The organism is Chitinophaga sp. (assembly GCF_035564935.1).
Taxonomy (GTDB): Bacteria; Bacteroidota; Bacteroidia; order Chitinophagales; family Chitinophagaceae; genus Chitinophaga.
The window spans coordinates 1-3007 of the sequence record NZ_DATMTE010000093.1 but is presented as its reverse complement, the minus strand read 5'-3'; the positions used below and the strand labels follow the sequence as shown (position 1 = coordinate 3007).

Below are 3007 nucleotides of genomic sequence, written 5' to 3'. Positions count from 1 at the left end.
ATATACGTACAAAAAATGTAAGCTATGAGGATTAATTAAGCAGGATAACGCCTGTCAGCGTTATCCTGCATTTTTTCTACCTGTAATAAAATACGCTTATTTCAGCCTTACCTGCACTACCTGCTTCTGCTGGTTCCGCATGATTTCCACAGGGATCTTCTCTTTCCCCTTTACTGCCTGTAAAATTTCCAGCAGATGTTTTGCGGAAGCTACTTTTACGCCATTGGCCATGCAAATAACATCTTTCGCCCGGATCTCGGAACCGGCCAGTAAACTGTTTTCCTGGACAGATACTACAATGGCGCCGGATTCATCCTGTAGGCCGTAAGCGGAGCGTTCTTCCATGCTTTCCACCGGCTTTACCATGCCTCCCAGGAAGGGCAGTCCTGCCGGCTTTTGTGCATGTTGCGGTTTATCTGTTACCAGCGCGGGGATCACCGGTTGCAGGGCTATTGCCTTTAAACCTGGTTCCTGCACGCCAAAACTATCCATCGCAAAGTTTTTAAAGCCGATGCGCAGGGCAGGGGAATTGGGAGATACCGTATAGTCGCCCTTATCCGGGTGAAGGAACTGTGGATCGCCGGCAATGCTATGCGCATCTGTTCCGTTGCTGCGGGCAAGCTCCAGCGCTGCTTCATCGGGGAACAGGTTGCTGTCTACCTGGTGGCCCCAGTCTTTCACCTGTATGGGAAAGTATTTACGCATCACTATATTATTTTCAAATACATCCTGGCTGTTGGTAAACCATACATGCGGATGAAAAGAATTATTGATCATAATATTATTTTTCACTACCCGGTTAAAGCCTTCCCGGAGTTTCAAACCGCCATTAAGGCAAACATTGTTATAGATCTGGTGGTTGGAAGAGCCGTCGTCGAGGTCTATGTCCCATCCATGATCACAGCGGAACCGGTTGTTGCGGATGATCACCGGCCGGATGGCGTCCAGTTTCACCAGTTCAGGGTGGGCGGCAACAATGCTGTCCATATAGCCCCTGTCGGGCGCCCAGTAACGGTCACGCCCCCACGAATTAAATGCGCCGTGATCGCCTGTTTCCTGTACGGTGTTAAACACGTCGTTGTATTCCAGTACGTGACCGCCGAAGCAGCCATCGCCGATATTGAGACCGGCGCGGGGCGTATGATAAATGCTGTTATGACTTACGGTAATGCCCGAAGAAACAGAGATTTCCACACCTGTTGCCTGCTTTTCAATTTCCCCTACATGATGAATAAGACTATTGGTAACTATACATTCCTGCGGGTAGTTGTTGCTGCGGGGGCCGGGCGTTTTATCCAGTTGGTTATATGGCGTAAACTCCTCGTAACGGAAGTTGGGGGAGCGCACCGCTTTCAGATCGCCAATAAAACAAACAGCACTGGCGCCAATATCATGGATGTAACAACTACTGATACTATCATGATAGTTATAATTACTCAGCATAATGGCATTGCCTCCAAGGCCGGCAAACTCACAATTGCTGATGCTGCAGTTTTCCGTACCATCAAACAACACGGCCCCGCCGCGGTAAATGGTCCAGTCGCTGCGCAGCAGCTGTTCCTTTGTATCCATAAAGGAGCGCTCATTGTGTATAAACTGCAGTCCTTTTAAGCTAACGTTACGCACAGGTTCACTGGCAGTGCCTTTCAGCACAATGCTGTTCCTGAGGCGCGATGCTTCTATCCGTGCATCCGCAAGCGAAACGCCGGCAGGAGGATAATAGTATAACATACGGGCTTTGCTGTCGAGATACCATTCGCCCACTGTGTCCAGTTCCTGGAGGTTGTTTTCCACAAACCGGAGTGTTGCGTGCATTTTATTAGGGCGGTTGTTCTGCCATCCGCCTTCGAGTATGGGTTGCCCGTTTTTTATACCGGTGATGCGGTAATGAAAGCCGCCCCAGTCGTACGCGTGAATGGCATGCACATATCCATTTTCCGGGTGTTCCCATTTGGCGGCGCGCTCCACGGCATCGGCAGCGGTGCCATGAAACACTTTGGCTGCCGGGTCGTAATTGGGATAACGGGCCAGCACCTGCAGCTGCCCGTTTACATACAATCTTTCAAAAGAAATACCGGCAGGTACAGTAGCTGCAAAGATGCCATTCTTATAAGGTTTCCATTTAAGCGAAAGCGGCCGGCCTGCACTGATAAAAACTTTCCCGTTATTAAATGCACTTATCTCCAGGCTTTTGCAGGTCATGTCTGTGGCCTTCAGGGTAATTTGCTTTTCGAGGTAGTAAGTACCCTGGTGGAGAAGTATCACCACCTGTTGTCCTTTTTGTTTCACCGCCCTGGCAACCGCACCAGGCAATGTTTTCATCGGGTGGGCTTCATTGCCTGCATGGGTATCATTTCCCGAAGGGGAAACATGATAAAAGATTTGTGCATTTACCTGTTGCATCATCAACAAAGCACAACAAATGAGAAAGAGTTGTTTCATACGTTTTTAAATATACTATTGGTATTGCGGATTTTGCCGGATATTATTATTGGTGATCTCCTGGGTAGGTATCAGCCAGGTTTGGTTGTACACGCCAATAGGCACGCTCAGGGAACTTCCCCTTACGGTTTGAATCTGCTGGAAAGTATTGCTGCGTTTCAGGTCGAACCAGGCATTGCCTTCACTACTCAGCTCCCATTTACGCTCCATCAGTACCGCTTCACGGAACTGGTCTTTGGAAAGATTGGCAAGATCGGGTACGGCAGCAGGGTTGTTTTTATCCGCTCTCGCACGCCAACGAATCTTGTTAATATACTGGTACGCCTGTGCGGGCCCGTTCACTTCATTTTCTGCTTCTGCCGCCACCAGGTACATTTCCGCCAGCCGTAAAAGCGGGAAGGCATAGGGCACCAGGATAGTTGATGGGCCAATGTTCTGGTCAACAGCCGACAGATCTACGAACTTCGTGAAGAAAGGAGGCAATGTACCTCCGGCCGGTGAAGGATAATTGATCTTAATACCCCATTGTTTACGCTGATCGCCGGCAGGATAGCTATCAATAAAC

At 49.2% G+C, this 3007-nt stretch carries 2 protein-coding genes; both read right to left on the bottom strand.

Annotation, left to right across the window (positions count from 1 at the left end; all coding sequences use genetic code 11):
- Window positions 1-96: 96 nt before the first annotated feature.
- A complete protein-coding gene (locus tag VN105_RS02645) occupies window positions 97-2442 on the bottom strand; it encodes a PDZ domain-containing protein (RefSeq protein ID WP_325637649.1) in 2346 nt (781 codons plus the stop codon).
- A 15-nt stretch (window positions 2443-2457) separates the two neighbouring features.
- Window positions 2458-3007: RagB/SusD family nutrient uptake outer membrane protein (locus tag VN105_RS02640; RefSeq protein ID WP_325637647.1), on the bottom strand; the 550-nt coding region annotated here is incomplete at its 5' end.

Coding starts and splice junctions, on each gene's coding strand:
- VN105_RS02645 (WP_325637649.1), bottom strand. CDS start 2,442: ATGAAACAACTCTTTCTCATTTGTTGTGCTTTGTTGATGATGCAACAG.